The organism is Leptospira levettii (assembly GCF_002812085.1).
GTDB classification, from domain to species: Bacteria; Spirochaetota; Leptospiria; order Leptospirales; family Leptospiraceae; genus Leptospira_A; species Leptospira_A levettii.
The window spans coordinates 1597691-1615009 of sequence record NZ_NPDM01000001.1; the positions used below are offsets into that span (position 1 = coordinate 1597691).

Below are 17319 nucleotides of genomic sequence, written 5' to 3' on the forward strand. Positions count from 1 at the left end.
TCCAACGAAATAATTTCTAAAGCATAGCGAATTTCAGGATAGTAAAAAAAAAAATTGGAAAGATATTGTCTTTCATTCAGGAAAGACTTGGCAATTCTAACCAACAATCGTAGAACAGAGAACATTCGGTTTTTGGAGATTGTATGCGTAAATTATTGCTTTGGGTTTCGATGTTGTTTTTCCTCGTTTCTTGCCAATCTATTGGTGGAGTTTTTAAATCGATCAAACGCACAATTTTCCCAAGTAGTTGTCGTTTGGAAGTAAAATTAGATACAACGGATTTAAAGTATTTAGATAATTTATGGGATTATAAAATCTTTGTTTCGGAAGACACTGAATTTTCGGAGTTAGTAGAAGCGGTTACCATTTCTCCGAAGCCATCCATTGAACCAAGTTTTGGATCTTCTTACATTAGCCGTGAATTTTCCTTGGACCATTGGAATTTCGATGAAAATGTTGAATACCAAATCACAGTTTCTAAATTTTATGCAACTAACGATTGTTTTCTGGAAAATCCTGTTAGTTTTACTTTGCCGAAGATGATTCGGCGACCATCATTTTCCTTATTCAATGAAAATATATTTGAATCGAACTTAAACAAAGTGTTGCCAATTGCTATCGCAAATGTACCTGAATTTGAAGTTAGGTCGGCAAATATTACCGTTCCAATTTTAGTCAATGCGATTGCAAGTTTAGGAAATGGTTATTATAGTTATGATAAAGAATTAAATTGGAAAACTTCAACATGGAAATCAGGCGAAAAAGTTAATTCATTCAGAAACCAAGGGATGGACATTGATTCTTATTTTGGGTCCAAACCAAATAGTAAAGGTTGGCTTGCTTTAGAATTAGGTGCTACTGTCGTTGATGAAAGCAATGATGAACGTTACAAAACAGAAAGTATCTTTTTACAATCAACAAATTTGGGTATTACCACAAAGGAAGATCCCGATAAATTGCATGTTTGGATCCATACTTTGTCCAATGCAGTTCCTGTACCAAATACAAATATCAGTTTATATGTCAAAGGGAGTTTAAAAGGAAATTGTAAAACAGACCAAGATGGTTATTGTACGGTTCCTTCCATTGCAAACAATAAACTTATGGAATATTCTGTATTGATTGCAGAAGAACCAACAGGAGACAAAGCATTTCTACATTTTAACCAAACACATATTGATGGTTATTCCGAATACCATTCTGATGATCACATCAAAGGAAAAATTTATTTTGACCGAAAATTATACCGTCCCGGTGATCGAGTAGAAATCAAAGCTTATCTGACTGACCGGAAAAATGGAACATTAATACCTTATGCTTCCAAATCCGTGCTTGTAAAAATCAGAGATTCACGAGGTAAGGAAGTTTTAAATCAGAATACAACAACTACTTCACAAGGAGGTGTTGTTTCGAGTTATCTTGTTTCAGATGATGCAGGTTTAGGGCATTATTCGGTATCCATCTCTATCCACGGTGATAATCATTCCGTCACATATGATACCTTCCAAGTAGAAGAGTTTCGGCCAGTGAATTTTATGGTAAATGTTTCACTCGCGAAACTTGCCAAAAAAAATGAGAATATTAAAGGAACAGTGGAAGGTAAATACATGTTTGGTGCTCCTATGGCAGGTGCCAAAGTTAGTTATTCCGTGTTAAAACGAAATCGTTATGTTTCCTTTGAACAATTTCCAAGTTTCGATTTCTCTGAAACATGGTATGACTATGAAGATGAATATAATGATGGAAATTCAGATTATGTAACTGGATCAGAAGGAGTATTAGACAACCAAGGAAATTATAAACTTGATATTCCAATCAAATCTTTAACTCGTAAATTTGTTACCGATGGAGAAGAAATCGAAATTGCAGATCCTTTTCACTTGGTTGTAGAATCATCTGTTTTTGATGTAGATGGAAAAACAGTTACAAAATCAGCTAATATTCCATACCAACCTTCCGAAACATATGTTGGTTTAAAATGTAATGATCGTTACCAGTCGTTAGACAAACCTTTTCAGTTTACAACAATTGCAGTCGATGCCAAGGGAAAAGCCGTACCTGGGGAAGATTTAAAAGCTTACATCATTTATAATGATTGGACTTCTGTTTTGTCTCAAGGAATTGGGAAATATTTTTTCAGAAGTAACCAGCTAACAAAAAAAGTCGTAGAGGTGAAAAAATTCACTTCGAAATCAGAAGGAGTTAGCTTTGATTACCGAACAAAAGATCCTGGTAGTTATACAATTTTAGTGTTAAACAAAGACAAAGTTTTTTCAAGAGTCGACTTTTATGCATATCAAAAGGAATCTTATTACACTTGGGACTTTCGAGGGGATGATTCGATTGAATTACGTTCTGATAAAAATGAATATAAAATAGGAGACAAAGCAAAAATATTAATCAAATCTCCACTTCAAAATGCTCGTGTGATTATCACAGTCGAAAGAGATTCCATTTATTTTAAAAAATCATTTTTAATGAAGGGGAATAGTGCCCCAATCGAAATTCCAATTGAAGATATTTACCTACCCAATGTCGAAGTAAATGTCGTATTACTTTCTGGAAGGTTGAGTCCTCCAGAAGGGTTATCTGGTGAAGATATAAAAGAATTCAACGAACAAGACTTAGGTGCTCCTAAGGCAAAGACTGGTTCCATCACATTAAAAGTAGATTTGGGAACCAAAAATGCGCCTGTCACAGTTAATACGGATAAATCAGAATACCAACCAAGAGAACAAGTCAAGTTGGCAATCAAAACAATTCCTGGTGCAGAATTAACAATTTCAGTCGCTGATAGAGGCGTATTAGATTTGGTTGGATATAGTTTCCAATCACCAATTCAAATATTTTATCAATATTGGTACAATGTAATCAAAACATTTGAGCTTCGTTCGATGATCATCAAACACTATTTATATGCAAATAAGGGAGACAGTCCTGGTGGGGATTATGGAGAAGATTCAGGAGGTGGTTTTTCTGCTGATTCTGAGTCTGGAGCAAGAAAAGATTTTCGGCTTACCGCATATTGGAATCCAGTTGTGATTGCAGATCAAAATGGGGAAGCAAATTTGAATTTTACACTTCCTGATAATTTAACAACCTTTAGGGTGATGGTAGCATCTGCTTCTAATGGAAAGTATGGTGTGACCAATTCAGAATTTTTAGTTAAAAAGAATTTAGTGTTACAAAAATCAGTAGCAAGGTTTATACGTGTTGGCGATAGTTTAGAGTTAGGTGGAAGTATTACTAACAATACCAAGGTTAATGGTAAGTTTAAATATAAAATAGAATCAAAGTTTCTAAATGAGGAAAAAAAGTGGATTCCAATCGAACTGAATGCCGGACAAACTAAAGAAGTTCTAAAAACATTTCAAATTTCAGAATCGCAATTCATCAAACTCAAACAAAACAAACCAAATGAGGACATTCAATTGTCGTATCAAATTTCTGTAGAGCCAGAAAATGATGGGACTTTTCTTTCGTTCAAAAAATCAGACGTATCGGATTCCTTACTTGTCACTTTACCGATCAAAGAGTTTGATCCTGTTACTTCTGTTCAATTTACAGGTTATACAGATTCCGAGTTTAAAACTTCGATTCCATTTCCTAAAAAAGATTCAATTTTATTAAATAAAGGGTCTTTGGATATTCGTATTTCTGGTACTGCTCTCACCGCACTAAAATCTGCCTTTGATTTTTATGAATCAAATCCCTATTTTTGTATGGAACAAAGGACTTCTGCTTATTTGCTTTCGTTAAGTTCTGGAGAACTATTAAAGGAATTCCAATACAAAGCACCTTCAAAAGATTCGTACGATTTCAATCAAATTGAAAAATTGTTTTTGGATGAAATGTCAGAATTTCAAACCTATAATGGTGGTTTTAAATTATGGAAAAGTTACGGACGAAGTGGTTATCCTTACCTAACAGCCTATGTGATTTCTGTTATGCAATTGGGAAAGGAAAAAGGCAAACGAACCAATTTGAATGCTTACCAAGCAGGTATCAAGTTTTTAGAAAGTTATATTAAAAGTCCAACAGAGACATCAATCGATTCCTACCAAACTTTAAGTTTAATCTATTCTGTTTTTGTAAAAGAGAAAAAAGATGTAAGTTCCTTAGAAAAAACAATCATTGATCATTTTGAAGAATTAAATCCAAAATCACGTGGGATCTTTTTAACTGCGTATGCAGATTTTCATAAAATCGATTCGTATCTTTCGGATCCAACATTCAAAAAACTTTATGAAGATTTTGTCAGTTATATTGAATATGATAAAGAATTATTCATAGTAAAACCTATGAAGAAAAATCCTGACGAATATTTTTATTATTCATATTACAATACATCTTCTGTGCTTGGAAATTATTTACGATTATTATTACGTGTTGATTCTAAAAATCCAAGGATGGTTCAACTCGTAAATGCAATTATGATGGATCGAAATAGAAGTTTCTGGACTGACAGTCATAGTGTAGGAACGATTGCTTTAGCTTTGTCTGAATATCGGAATCGATTTGAAGCAACGAAGAGTGAAACGGAAGGAGAAGTTGTTTTCGGAGAAAAAACAATCATAGACGAATCATTTTCTCCGACATCTGACTCTATTTTCAAAGAAGAAATTTCATTTGATCGACTATTTGATGGAAATTCTGTTTCTACAAAACCAATTTCATTTAAACGAACAAGTTCAGAAGGTAGATTGTATTTTCAAACACGTTTGATGTATGTTCCAGTGAAAGAGACAACACAGGAAAAATTTAATGGATTAGAAATCAAAAAAACAATCTATCGTATAGATGGAAGGGATTCTGATGGAAATCCAATTTTAAAAGAAGTATCAAACTTACAAAGAGGTTCCACATATTTAATCAAACTCAAAGTATTGAGTAAAAAAGACCAGGCATTTGTAATCGTTATCGATCCTATACCGAGTCATACTGAGATTGTGAATACATCTTTTTTGACAGAGAAATCATCCGATGCAGAAGATGCGGATGTTACAGAATCTAGTTATGGTCAGTATACGGAGTATCGAGATGATCGCGTGATATTCTCTGATGATTTTTTACGCAAAGGAGAGACGGAATACAAATACATTCTAAGACCTGTTGCAAAAGGAAATTCTATACTTCCAGCATCAAAAACATTTTTGATGTACCATCCACAGTTTTATGGCAATACTAGTTCACTTCGGGTAAAAGTGGAGTGATTTGGAATTTTATACTTAGAATTAAAACCTTATTCTTCCTGATACCGCTTATCGGAGGAATTTGGTTTATTTTAAGACCGATACAAATTGATGATTTTAAAAAAGAAGTAACAACACGTATTCTCTCACAAGATGGAAGATTGATTGGTAGAACTCAAAATCATAATCTTTCCAAACAAGATTGGGTGCCATTAACAGAATATCCAAAATTTGTTTCTGAAATAGTCTGTATTGCAGAAGATAAACGATTTTTTTCGCATCATGGGATTGACCCCTTTGCCATAATCAATTCCTTATATTCGTTTTTATTTTCAAAACAAAATCGTGGTGGTGGTTCCATCATTACGATGCAACTGGTTCGAATGTATCATCCGAATATCAGGTCCTATCCCATTGTCATTCGAAAATCTTTTGAAGTTTTAGAAGCAATGCGGTTTGAATTGTGGTTAAACAAAGAACAAATCTTAGAAGCCTATTTAAATTCAGTATCAGTTCATTCCAATTCAGTTGGCTTTCCTTCTGCTTCCCTCACTCTTTTTCAAAAAAATGTACGATTTTTATCAATAGAAGAAACCGTTTATTTATCAATTTTAATTCGAAAGAATATTGCAAACGAAGATGAGATTAAATTCAGATACAACCAATTGCGAACCAAAATTCCATATTCACTTCCCATTTTAGATTCACCAAGTGAACTTGTGCAAACCAATCTCCAAAGGAAAATACAAAATTATGATGATACGCTGAATGGTGAAAACCAACATTTTCTCAATTGGATCAGAAGTTTACATTTGGATCCAAAAGAAGAATTGGTATCAACAATTTCATCTGAATTAAATTCTGAAATCCATTCGATTGTAAATTCAGAACTAAATGTATTAAAAAGATGGAATGTAAATAATGCTTCGGCAATCATTTTAGAGAAAGAATCAAATCAAACAACAGATTTATCTCTTGTGGCAATGATTGGATCTAAAAATTTTTTTGAAGATGGGAATGGAATGGTAAATGGAACAATCGCATTTCGCGATGCTGGTAGTACATTAAAACCATTATTATATGCATTAGCAATAGATCAAAATATATACTCTATCAATTCCATACTAGTGGATGAAAAATATTCGTACTCATTGGGTACAGGAGAAAACTACCTTCCTAGAAATGCGGACCTCCGTTATTGGGGAAATTTAACATTAGCGGAAGCATTGGCAAATTCTCGTAACATTCCTGCTGTGACAACAATCCAATTGGTTGGTGTTCCTAATTTTTATCGCTTTTTAAAGTTAGCAGGATTTGAAAACTTAAAACAATCCCCTAATTTTTATGGGCCAGGACTTGCTTTAGGAACGGGAGGAGCTAGTTTACTACAACTTTCGCGAGCTTACGGTACATTTATGTTAGGTGGTATTCTTCCAAAAATTAAAATTGGGAGTATCAATGGAAAATCATTTTTTTATGGTGAATCACAACGCTTGGTATCTGAAGAAACAGCCGAAGAAATCAAATTTATTTTGAATGATTCAAAACTGAGACAAAAGGCATTCGGGAAAAGAAGTTATCTAAACTACCCATTTCCCGTTTCAGTTAAAACAGGTACTTCCAAAGATTATAGAAATTCTTGGACTATTTCATTTAATGATCGCTATGTGGTTGGTGCTTGGGTTGGAAATTTTTCAGGTGAAAAAACAATGGACGTTTCAGGTTCTTTTGGAGCTGGAAGAATTGTCCAAAATATTTTTAGATTACTTATGAAGGACAATGATAAAAAATCATATACTCCTAAGCTAACAGAAGTTCGGTCAATTTGTAAAATTTCTGGTAAACTGGCAAATTCCAATTGTCCTTCGCTTGTTTTGAATGTTAGAAAAAAAATGACAAATCTACATTCATGTGAAGAGTTCCATGATCATAAGGTTTCTTCTGTAGTTGGTGTAGGATTTGTATACCCAGGACAAAACCAAGTTTTTTTATACCATCCTGGATTTGAACGAGATGAACAAAACATACCAATTCGAATCCGTGAATACCAGACCTTAAAAGATCCTAAACTCGTGTGGAACCAAACATTAGAAGTGAAGTTGTCAAAGTCGGGGGAAGGAAATGTGGAAATCCGAAGAGGGAAACATAGTTTAGAATTACTTGATGGATCAGAGAAAAAAGCAAAGGTTCAATTTGAAGTTAAATAATTTGAAACTGATTCTAAATTCACCCAAATATCAATGGATTCTTCTTTATTTGATACTCTATAGTTTCCATTTTCCAGGTGAATTTACTTGGTCTGGATGGATTTATTACCATGGAGTTTTCCAACAAATTTTGTTTATAATTGGTGTTTTACTCATTATATTGAATGTACTTCAACTCAATTCAAGAATAAATAAATTCTTCCTCATAATTTATATGGTGTCATTGTTACACGTGTTAAACTATCAATGGGTATACCAAACACAATTAAACTTTCATTTATTTGAATATGCAGTTCAAAATTTTGGGATACTATGGAAAGAATTTTTTCCTTTTTTGCATGAATGGTCAATGGTACATTATTTTCCATTTTTAATCCTCATCCTATTTTATGATCCTTTTTTGGTGTTCACGCGGTATCGAGTGAATCCGACTTTTTTGTTACTCATAGTTTACTTATTACTATTATTTCAATCCAAATTGAATGATCAAACTTTACCGAGCATTCATCAAAAACAAAATCGAAAACAAAATGTAAATCGATTTATAAATCATATTCCCAACGACAGTCATATCGTAATGATTGTACTTGAGGGTGTTTCCAGAAAACACTTGATAGGTGTAAGTTCTAAATATATCAATTTTTCTAGCTTAGAAAATTCTCATTTTTATATTCCTATGCCACATACTTCTAAAAGTTTCTTCACTTGGATGACTGGAGAGTCGCAGATTAATAGTTCGAGAATTCAGTCTACAAAACAAATTGAAGGAGAAAGTTTACCATTTCTTTTAAAACAAAAATATTTTTACGAAACAAAGATGATTTATACACAATCAATTTATTTCGAAGGTATGAATTTATTCTTTCCCAATGTATTCCAAGAAGTACAAGACAAAACTGTTTTAGAAAAAAAATTCGATACTCAAAAAAATTATTTCAGTTGGGGAATGGATGATCGAGTTGTAATTTCCGAATTTAAACATTTGAATTTTGATTCTCAACCATTATTGGTAGTTGTTGGCCTTAGCCAAACACACAGTCCTTATTTTACACATTCGCATCAGGATGTCGCATTACCAAAAGTATTGCGCCATACAAAAGCATTAGAGGAAAATATAGAATTAATAGATGAATTGATTTCATATATAAAAACCAATTCTAAAAAGGAAACATTTCTTTTCATAACTGCAGATCATGGTGAGAGTTTTGGAGAAGGAGGAGCTCATGCACATAACTATTCTTTGTATAACCAAGAGATAGATGTTCCATTTTTGATGTATAAAATCCAATCGAATGAATTGTTGATTCCAAAATTGGGTTCATCAATTCACTTTAAGCAAACTTTATTGGATCTTTTGCAAAAAGAGTCGCATCGAAAGGAAAATTCTCAGAATTTTTTTAGTTCTAATTACCAATTAGAATTAGTTTTAAAAACTTGGAATTCTGAAATCCAAAGAGGGTTGGTATTGGATCAGAAAAAATACATATTTCATACTGATAAAGATACTTTATACGAAATGGATTTAGATGATAAGAACCGAAAGATAATTTTGGATGCCAAATTAAAAGAACAATTGTTAAAAAAAATGTATGAGCATATGCAGAACTAAACTAAATTCCAGAATGTCCTTTTAATAAAGTCAGGATAGACATTTCTAAAAACTTTTTATAATCCAACATAAATATTTCCAATTCTGTGTCCTTTACTGCTTCCTTTACTTGGTTGGAGGGAAATCCATGTGACCAAGATCCAACTGCTAATGCATGGCATTGCATTAAAAATAAAAATCCTGATTGTTCGTTAAAAAAAGGAAAGTACTGTATGAGTAGTGGTAATACGGAACTGATTTGTGATTTTAAATTGGATTTAAATTCGCGAATGGTTTGTATACTCGCGTTTTTTTCTAAAATTGTGGGTACAATCGGAAGTAATTTTAAAAATCGTGTATGACGATCCATTGAATTCACAAACCAATTCGAAAAAATACTCACATCCATTTTGGGAGACTTACTTAAAAATTCATGTAAATCCATAAACCAAGATTCGTAATCTGCACTATGGATCCTAAGGCATAAATCTTCTTTCGTAGGAAAATATAAATACAAAGTACCTTTTGCAATTTTTGCGCGTTTTGCTACTTCATCCATGGAAAGTTCAGACCAATCCTTTTTTTGGAGTAGGGATGCAGCAGCTTGGATGATCGAAGTACGTTTCGAAAGTTTATCTTTCTCTAAAACAGCTCTCTTTTTAGGTGAACGTTCTATGACTTGCACTCGACTCATACTTCCAAACTACGAATCTTATAAAAATTATGCTATAAAAAAATGGAAATTGACTAAAGGTCAATTTCAGATGACTTCTAGTCACGAAATTGAAATCAGTATCAAAATTGTAAAATCTTAGTTTGCAAATTTTATGAATTAAGTTCAATTGAATCATTGTGTGCGGGCGTTTTGGATATACCATTATCAAATTAAAAGATGGAACCGAAAAATGGATTCGATTGATCCAGGGTACCCAAGTCTTCGACATTCAAAAGGTAGAAGACACATTCCGAAGGTCACCAAATTTTGAATACTATCCTAGTTCAATTGCACCTGTCATCCATTCTCTTTCAAATCTTGGTGAAAATACATTAGAGTTAATGCAATGGGGAGTACAACCGAATTGGTCATCAAAACCAATTTTTAATACCAGGGAAGAACGATTGTTTTCTACTTCCTTTTGGTCCGGCGCTGCAAAAAACAATCGATGTATCATCCCTGCTACTTTTTTTAATGAATGGAAATCCGAAAAAGGGACAAAGATCAAATACAAAATTTATCCAAAATCTGGAGAGAGTTTTTGTTTTGCAGGAATTTGGGGTGAGATTCCAAGTCCCTCCCCTCAGAAATTTTGGTTTAGCATTTTGACACAAGAAGGAAACTCTCTGATGAAAGAAGTTCATAACTCTGGTGGAAACCAAGGACGTCAACCAGTTCACCTAACCGAAGATTGTTGGGAAAATTGGTTGGATCCTCGTATCAAAGAAGAAAACCAAATCAGAAAATTAATCCAATCTTATCCTTCCGAATTTATCATTGCGGAACCAGAAATCAATGAACCGATGTTATTTTAATTGCCTGATTCAAAATCTGAATTCATTTTGATCTTTAAGTAATTTCATGAAAAAGTATCCTATTCTATTTTTTTCTTTTTTTGTTCTCTTATTCATTGTATTCGAACATGCGCTTGTTTCTGAATCTAAATCTTGTAACACCCATTCCGAATCTGAAAAAATCGAGATCTTATTAAAAAAAATTGGGAACTTCAATGGAAACTTCATTCGAAATGGTGATTCACATAGTGCAAAGGATGCAGAGAACCATTTACGTTATAAATTGAACGAAGCGAAAAATTCTTTTTTTGCACCTGATCCAAAGGATTGGACTGCAAAACTCTTTATAGATAAAATTGCATCAAAATCATTTTTATCTGGTTCTCCTTATAAAATCCGTTATCCTAATGGAAAGGAGATCACGAGTGCGACTTGGTTGTATGAAGAGCTAAAAAAAATCGAGAATTGTCTTTGACGTTTGCTATGTATTTCACTTGCACATTGAGGTTTAGAATCGTCTTTCCTCATTTGGATAGGAACCGATTCCTAATTTAGATTTTTCGCTGAATTTGGAAAAAAATTTACAAACTAGTGTTGTAAAAAGAACAAATTTGAGATAGTGTTGTCCTCCATGTCCAATCATTGGGAGAGAATGATGTTTCCATACTTTGTTACGAGTGTTATTTGTTTCTTTTTTGTTGGTAGTTTGTTTGCACAAACAATTGAATCAGAGTTTTTATTCAGTACCAATTTTGATGTTCGACCAACATTTGTAGAATCAAGTAGTCCATATTTTGTCAATGGTGGTAAATGGATTTATATTGGTAAAACTGCTGATTTTGATGAACCTGGAGTTTATTTTTACGATACAAATTCAAAACAAAAAATTTATAAATCCATTCCATTAGAAACATACTATCTGGCTCATACAACAGATTTTATTGGCCAAATTGAGAACAAAGGCAAACGTCTCCCGCTTACCATTTACGAATTTTTATATTACGAAGAAGGAAATCATCGTGCAGGATTTATCCTTGAAAACAAAGGAAAATCATCAAAAGTAAAAAAATACTTTTATGTAGGTTGGGATTTGAATTCCAATCAGATCGATGTAGTGGAACCAATTTTTGAAATCCCTGAAGAGGATTCAAAGTCATTTGCACAAAGTTCTTACATTGGTTATTCTGAAAAAGACCAAGCAGCTTATTTTACATTTGCAGTGGATGCCGATTTAAAAGATGATCTATCGGAAGATGTATCTGCCTTCATTTACAAAATTCAAAATCAAAACTTAACAAAACTTAAGGAATACAAATCTAAATTTTACCCGTATACACCTGAATTCCATCCAGAATCAAATCAGATTGTCATCGCAGCTTATGCAGAAGCGTTTCAAAATCGAAATCCACTTGGTTATTTATTACAATTAGATTCCAATACATTCCAATCTTTTTCAATCCCTTCCACTCCTTATGGAATTTGTTTTTCAAAGGACGGAAAAACTTTGTATATGGCGGCTTCGGATACTGGGGAAGTGAGAATTTATAATACAGACAATTTAAACGATGTCAAAAAAACGAAGTGGGGAACTCACGGCCATCGATTAGGATTTTGGAAAGAAGGGGAACTGGTTTGGGTTCGTAATTCGGGGCTTCATATTTATGATCCCAAAACATTAAAACAAAAGAAAGTAATCCCAACAAAAAAATTCTATAAAAACTATGTAAATGTAAGTGGCTCAGTTTTTTTACCCTTTCAAAAATTAGTATTGAGGAATATTTTGGAAGATCCAAAAGGGGGAGCCTCAAGCCGAATTTTAATCGCTGATTGAACTGGATTAATAATCCTCTTATCCACATTCTAAAAGTTTTTATCGTTTGTGGATAAGAAGGATTTGTTTTAGATTTGTCTTTTATTTCCACGCACCTGCATGGTCTTCTGCATATTTCTGAAATGAAATTGGATCTTTTCCAGTGATTTTTTTGACAGTATCAAGGATGGGAGCTGAGAATCCATCTTTTAATGCACCTGCAATCATCACTAAAAATGCTGCATAATCTTTTGATAGTCCAGCGGACACCAAGGAATTTTCAAAAACCTTTGGATCAACATCATTGTATTCAATGTTTTTTCCGCTAACAGAAGATAAATGTTTTGCGACTTGGTAATGATCAATGGATTCTTTTCCAGTAAGCGTGAGTGCCTGATTTTGAAAATCATTGGTTGTTAATAGTACGGACGCAACGGACGCAATGTCTCTCGCATCTATGAAGCTAACGTTTGCATTTCCTCCAGGAAAATAAATTTTTTGGTCCTGTTTGATGCCTGCAATCCAAAACGTATGAAAGTTTTGCATAAACCAATTAGGTCTTATGATGTTCCAAGAAAGGCCAGATCCTTCTAATAAAATTTCTGTTTTTCGGAAAGGTGCTTCTGGTGGTGCATGATCTACTCCCATTGCAGTCATCAGCACAATTTTTTTCAATCCAACTTGTTTTGCTTTTTCAATCCATGGAGAAAGAATTTCATATTGGTTTGTTTCACCAGGAGGGCTTAAAAAAAATGCAGCATCCACTGATTCTAAAATCTCTATCCCTTTTTTAGGATCCTTTGAATCTGCAACCACCCAATTGAGGTTCGTTTCTTTTGTTTGCGCTTCAGGTTTTCTAGAACCAGCGAAAACTACGTGTCCTTTTTTTTGTAATTCTTTAACGAGATACCCACCAACAAGACCTGATCCACCATATACAAATACTTTCATCGTTTGTTACCTTATACCCTCAGATTCAATTTTCCGTTTACTTCTTTTGAATCTTATACGTTTAGTTTATCACAAAAATATAGACTTTCTATGTCGAAAAATATTAAAAATATATCCAAAAGTATAAAATGATAGACAAAAGGTAGGGAATGGCTAGTTTTTACCTATGGATTTACTCTCAGACATTCTCTTTTCTGCAGGCTGGAAAAACGACCTTTTGTCCAAAGGCCAAATCTTCGATAGTTTCGGATTTCACTTTCCATGCGAAAAAAGTGGCGGTTTCCATGTTGTAACACAAGGCAGTTGTTATGCGAGAATTGGGAACAAGCTAATCCCACTCAAAAAAGGTGATTTATTATTCATCACAAGAGGAATACACCACGAGTTATTATCTGATCCAAAAGCAAAAGTTGTCACCATTGAACGATTTTTGAATGAAAAAAATATCCAAAAGAAAGACCTAAACCCAGTCACTACTTTTGTATCAGTTCGGTATGAAGTTCCTAATGGACCCGTCCACCCACTTCTCATGGAGTTACCAGATTTTATCTACATTCCATATGAAAGTATCCAAAAACACCACTCACTAGAGGATTTCATTCAAATCCTTTCAAAAGAATTAGAACTGAATCTTGGAACTGACTTAATAGTACAAAGATTAACAGACATTATGCTCTACTATATGATCCGAATTTGGTTACAACAAGAGGAAAACTCACCCTCAGGTTGGATCAAAGCTTTCCATGATAAGACAGTTTTGTATGCTTTAGAAAAACTTCACAATGCATATGCAAAGGATTGGACAATCGAATCACTCGCAAAAGAGACTGGGGTATCTCGTGCAAATTTAGCTAACAAATTTCGGGATGTGTTAGGAATTCCTCCTATGGAGTATTTGGCAAAACTCCGAATGGAAAAAGCCAAAGTTTTATTTCAAAAAGGGAATATGGGTTTAGAGGAAATTGCACAAAATGTAGGTTATGCGTCTGCTTTCTCATTTTCCAAAGCTTATAAAAGAATTTATGGAAATTCACCGAGTAGAGAATGGAAACGAGTTGTTTAATAAAGTTCGTATACTATCTAATTGGTTTTTTTTAGGTAAAAAATTTGTTTGGTTTCTGTAGATTTCAGCTGCCTTTCGGATTTTGGTAGTCTCTGGTAAAAGAGGTTTCATTTGTATCCATCTACCATCTAGTTTCATCTGTTCAGAGAGTTTTAAATAAGATCGAATCCTTCCAACTTTCGTTGCATAACGAATTCTATTTTTACACTGGCATGGATTAGTGCTCTTACTCAAACTACATTCTTTTCCCAAAAATTGTTCTAATTGGTTTCTTGCTCTTGATAATAATTGTCGATAGGATTCAGGTTTGATTCCCATTACGAGTCCACCTTCTTCACTCGAAATAGAAAATACATCACCTAATAAATACGCCATTCTATACTTACGAGTTAAACTTTGTAACATCGCATATGTACAAGCCACTTGGACATGTAAAACCAGATTCGAAACATTGGAATTTGTATCCACTTCTAAATTGGAATCAGTTTGTCCCAGTAAATGAGAAGGTAAGTTGTATTGGGATTTGTGTAATTCATCACGAATGTTTCTAAGATGAATGTGTTTTGTTTCTAGATTTGACTTTTTAACATTGATGAGGTGGTTACTCGCAATCTTATAGATCCAAGTAGATAATTTGCTCTCTCTTCTAAAACCCCCCAGATTTGTAATCACTTTGACTAAAATTTCTTGTGTGGCATCCTCTGCATCTTCAGGGTTCCATAAAAATTTTAGAGCCAGGGAAAAAACTTTTGGTTGGAAGAATTGTACCAACTCTTCCAACGCTTTTGTTTTTCCCTGTAAACAACTCTCTAAAAGAGAACTATGTGGATCTTCGATCATCGTTTATGATTGGCCAACCAATGTACAACTAATGCTAAAAATGCGGGCAATCCTTGCGAAAACAAAATGGAAAATTTTGCAGTTGCAGAGCCATAAATACCCGCGACTACAACACAAACGAGAAAAAACAGAATCGTTTGGAATTTTTGGTTTTGTTCTTTAATGAATAACAGAGCCCAAAATAATCCTGCTGCCAAAAACCCATTGTACAAACCTTGGTTCTTCGCAAGTTTTGCTGTGATTTCCGCCGTTTCAGGTGTGAGTTGGAATACTTTCATTCCAAATTCTGTTTTCCATAAGAACATTTCCAATACCAATATAAATACATGTTCTACCGCAACAAATCCAGTGAGTATGAGAGAAAGTAATTTCATTGAATCCTCCTAAGATTCCTTTCTATCTTGTGACAACTGGAATTGTGGGTTGTGACAAAGTTTGGAAAAAAAATTAAAAAAAATTTCAACTAGGGTTCTTCGTATGCTGGCCTTGTTGTGACTTCCATCGTCCCAATTTCAGTATTTAAATCGATAGTATTTTGCAAACGTACCAATCTCCCTCCACAAGACTCTTTGACCACTGCTACATTATTGACCAAATCTGTAGAAGTTGGTGGAAAATTAAAAAAGCCTGTTTCATAGTGAATGGATTGGTAATAACCATTTCCACCTGCAATATTGAGTGTTGTTTTTTGGTATGGATTGATACCTTTACCGGTTATTGGAATGGAAAATCCAGTAAATAAAGCACCACTTTCTGGCGAAAAAGTATACGCCTTTAAGAGATTATTGGATGATACATAACTTAATTTAGGTGCTATTTCAACTATATCAGAAATGGTTGATCCTAAAAATTGATTCCATATTAAATTTCCATTTCGATCAAATTTGGAAAAGATCGCATTTCGAAAGGATGTAGTTCCAGAATAAAGTTGGAATGAATGGAAGGAGGTACCAAAATCTCCAGCTGAAACTCCTGTTGTATAAACTCCATCAGATGCACTAATTGCTTCTGATATATAACCAAGTGTATGATTTGTACTATTGGTTCCAAGGTAGGTAGTATTTTCCATATCAAAATTACTAATGGAAAGTTTTGTTACCATTGGTCTTTGGAAGTTATAAGATGGTAATGGATGGCCAGTATAACCAACATAATTGTCGACTGAACCACCAAAGATAAGAATCGTTCCTGCACCAACGTAAGTTGCATCTTTTATGATGGTTTGGCCATAAGAAGGTAAGTATCTTTGTTTGATTGGAGTTCCTGCTTGAGAGATGACTCCCCAACCTATTTCCTGGTTTCCTGTATTAGTTGCGTCAGAGGGAACAACCATGGATGGAAATTCACCAAATCCTACAGTATCAGGTGTCATCGAAATCCCAATTCCATTAAAAAAGAAATGAATATTGTCTCCTTCGTCTGTTACGAGTACGAATCTGCTTTCTACAATGGAATTGTCAGACTTATCTAGATAAGTATTCCAAACACGATTTCCTCTTTGATCATATCGCACCATGTGTAACGAATTTGCATTCGATTTACTCGAGATGGGGTTTCCTTGTGATGCACTTTTCACATAAGCCGACGTCACAATATCTCCATTTGACAATTCAACAGCAGGAACTGTCGACCTATCATCCGATGCAACTGTTATGATTCCTAAATAATCCAACCATTCCACTTGGAATGATTTACCATTGATCAAAAAAATGATCGCATTGACATCTGTTCCTTGCGTACCCGAATAGGAAAAATTTTTTCCAACAGAATTTCCATTCCAAGTGACTGGTTCAAATACTCCCGCAGTGACAATGAGGTTCCCATTCTTAAGTTTTAACAATTGATAGGGATAAATTTTGTAAGTACCAGATCCAAATCGAATGGTTCCACGTAAATCTGCATTACACAACCCTCGTAAGTATTCTTCCCAGAGTGTTGTTTCGAAAAAACTACGAGACCTTGGATCTTTTGGATTGTTGAGATCCAATGTGCACTGGATCAAAAACCCAAGTATCAGAAAGAATTGTAATGTTAGAGTTGAAATAGTTTTAAATTTTATTTTTGATTTCATTTGCTGGACTTCGTTTTCTAAAAAGTCTCTATTTTGATTTATCCACTTCACAAGTTCTGGAAATATACTCAATCCTTTGTCGATTTCC

12 protein-coding genes are annotated in these 17319 nt (G+C 33.9%); 7 read left to right on the forward strand and 5 right to left on the reverse strand.

The genetic code is table 11. The features are described 5' to 3' along the window. Positions 1-143 precede the first annotated feature (143 nt). From CH354_RS07540 to CH354_RS07550, 3 genes are all read left to right on the forward strand, one after another. Positions 144-5213, forward strand: coding sequence for an alpha-2-macroglobulin family protein (locus CH354_RS07540; protein WP_100728055.1), 5070 nt, complete (start codon positions 144-146; stop codon positions 5211-5213). Further along, positions 5210-7399 (forward strand): transglycosylase domain-containing protein, encoded by a 2190-nt coding sequence (locus CH354_RS07545; protein ID WP_243395998.1) that lies wholly within the window; start codon positions 5210-5212, stop codon positions 7397-7399. The genes CH354_RS07540 and CH354_RS07545 overlap by 4 nt, the downstream gene beginning before the upstream one ends. A gap of 232 nt (positions 7400-7631) precedes the next feature. Then, positions 7632-9008, forward strand: coding sequence for a sulfatase-like hydrolase/transferase (locus tag CH354_RS07550; RefSeq protein ID WP_243395999.1), 1377 nt, complete (start codon positions 7632-7634; stop codon positions 9006-9008). Position 9009: 1 nt separating this feature from the next. Here CH354_RS07550 and CH354_RS07555 read toward each other — a convergent pair whose 3' ends face one another. Beyond that, positions 9010-9681, reverse strand: coding sequence for a TetR/AcrR family transcriptional regulator (locus tag CH354_RS07555; protein ID WP_100728057.1), 672 nt, complete (start codon positions 9679-9681; stop codon positions 9010-9012). A 158-nt stretch (positions 9682-9839) separates the two neighbouring features. On the opposite strand from CH354_RS07555, the gene CH354_RS07560 reads away from it, so the two are divergent. The 3 genes from CH354_RS07560 to CH354_RS07570 all read left to right on the forward strand — a co-directional run bounded on the left by CH354_RS07560 (position 9840) and on the right by CH354_RS07570 (position 12327). Beyond that, a complete protein-coding gene (locus CH354_RS07560; protein ID WP_100728058.1) occupies positions 9840-10517 on the forward strand; it encodes an SOS response-associated peptidase in 678 nt (225 codons plus the stop codon). Positions 10518-10563: 46 nt separating this feature from the next. Continuing rightward, complete coding sequence (locus tag CH354_RS07565; protein ID WP_100728059.1) at positions 10564-10971, forward strand: DUF5329 family protein; 408 nt, start codon at positions 10564-10566, stop codon at positions 10969-10971. 180 nt (positions 10972-11151) lie between these two features. Then, positions 11152-12327 (forward strand): YncE family protein, encoded by a 1176-nt coding sequence (locus CH354_RS07570; RefSeq protein ID WP_207762730.1) that lies wholly within the window; start codon positions 11152-11154, stop codon positions 12325-12327. 81 nt (positions 12328-12408) lie between these two features. Here CH354_RS07570 and CH354_RS07575 read toward each other — a convergent pair whose 3' ends face one another. After that, positions 12409-13257, reverse strand: coding sequence for an NAD(P)H-binding protein (locus tag CH354_RS07575; protein ID WP_100728061.1), 849 nt, complete (start codon positions 13255-13257; stop codon positions 12409-12411). A 166-nt stretch (positions 13258-13423) separates the two neighbouring features. Between CH354_RS07575 and CH354_RS07580 the strand changes: the two genes are divergently transcribed. Continuing rightward, positions 13424-14320, forward strand: coding sequence for an AraC family transcriptional regulator (locus tag CH354_RS07580; protein ID WP_100728062.1), 897 nt, complete (start codon positions 13424-13426; stop codon positions 14318-14320). Here CH354_RS07580 and CH354_RS07585 read toward each other — a convergent pair. The 3 genes from CH354_RS07585 to CH354_RS07595 all read right to left on the reverse strand — a co-directional run bounded on the left by CH354_RS07585 (position 14288) and on the right by CH354_RS07595 (position 17231). Then, complete coding sequence (locus tag CH354_RS07585) at positions 14288-15160, reverse strand: RNA polymerase sigma factor (protein WP_100728063.1); 873 nt, start codon at positions 15158-15160, stop codon at positions 14288-14290. The genes CH354_RS07580 and CH354_RS07585 overlap by 33 nt on opposite strands. Next, positions 15157-15534, reverse strand: coding sequence for a DUF1304 domain-containing protein (locus tag CH354_RS07590; protein WP_100728064.1), 378 nt, complete (start codon positions 15532-15534; stop codon positions 15157-15159). The genes CH354_RS07585 and CH354_RS07590 overlap by 4 nt, the downstream gene beginning before the upstream one ends. 89 nt (positions 15535-15623) lie before the next feature. Next, on the reverse strand, positions 15624-17231 hold the full coding sequence (locus CH354_RS07595) for a hypothetical protein (RefSeq protein ID WP_243396000.1): 1608 nt from the start codon (positions 17229-17231) through the stop codon (positions 15624-15626). Positions 17232-17319: the final 88 nt, after the last annotated feature.